This is a genomic window from Psychrobacter sp. 1Y4 (assembly GCF_051847555.1).
Genome location: NZ_JBPYDE010000288.1, coordinates 1 through 881 on the forward strand (window position 1 = coordinate 1; position 881 = coordinate 881).

Genomic DNA, 881 nt, shown 5'->3' on the forward strand with positions numbered 1-881 from the left:
AGTTATGTACATGAATATGGCTAAACATGACACCCGCTTTTTCAATGACCTCGCCATCTGCCAATACACATGAACGACCACCGCCGCCTTCAGGACGTTCCCAGTCATCGGGAACGAAGGTTGCGTGCTCATTGTTATTAGTACTGCCATCGCGCTCTTGTGCTTCTAGCGATGCACAGATGCGTGCCTGTAAATCAACCAAAAACTCGCGCACACGCATGATGTCGTTATTGGTTGGGATCGTCACTGACGCTACGGTTGATAGGTCTGTTTCGTTATTTGTATTTGTAATACTCATAAGATATCTATTTATTCAGGTGTATGGCGGTATTAAGGTCTGTATCGAGAGAAGCATCTGTATCAAGATTGATATTTTTATCAAACAAGTGGCCCATACGATCGCGTTTGGTTGCTAGATATTCCGCGTTCATATCATTAACGCCAACGAGCATGGGTACACGTTCGACAACGTCAATACCGTGCTCAGTCAAATAAGCAACTTTGTTTGGATTGTTGGTGATGAGTCTGACAGCATTAACACCGATATGGGCAAGCATCGGACCACACATATCATAGATACGCGCATCAGCAGGCAAGCCTAACATGAGATTGGCATCCAGCGTATCATGTCCTTGATCTTGTAGAGCATAAGCGCGAATCTTATTAGTCAAACCGATACCGCGACCTTCTTGACGCAAGTACAAAATAGCACCGCAACCAGCCTCTTGGATGGCTTGCATGGCAGTATTGAGCTGTGGTCCGCAGTCACACTTCAATGAGCTAAACGCATCGCCTGTTAGGCACTCAGAATGAATCCGAACTAGTGGGACTGGTCTTTGCGACAACGTGTCGTCTGAGCTAGGTGCTGTCATTGTGCCTGT

Annotated in this window: 2 protein-coding genes; both read right to left on the reverse strand. The window is 46.3% G+C overall.

Annotation, left to right across the window (positions count from 1 at the left end):
* Nucleotides 1–247: coproporphyrinogen III oxidase (locus ACS8FC_RS15830; RefSeq protein WP_439297474.1), on the reverse strand; the 247-nt coding region annotated here is incomplete at its 3' end.
* 58 nt (nucleotides 248–305) lie between these two features.
* Nucleotides 306–881 (reverse strand): GTP cyclohydrolase II (gene ribA, locus ACS8FC_RS15835; RefSeq protein ID WP_439297473.1); only part of this gene is annotated, 576 nt, incomplete at its 5' end.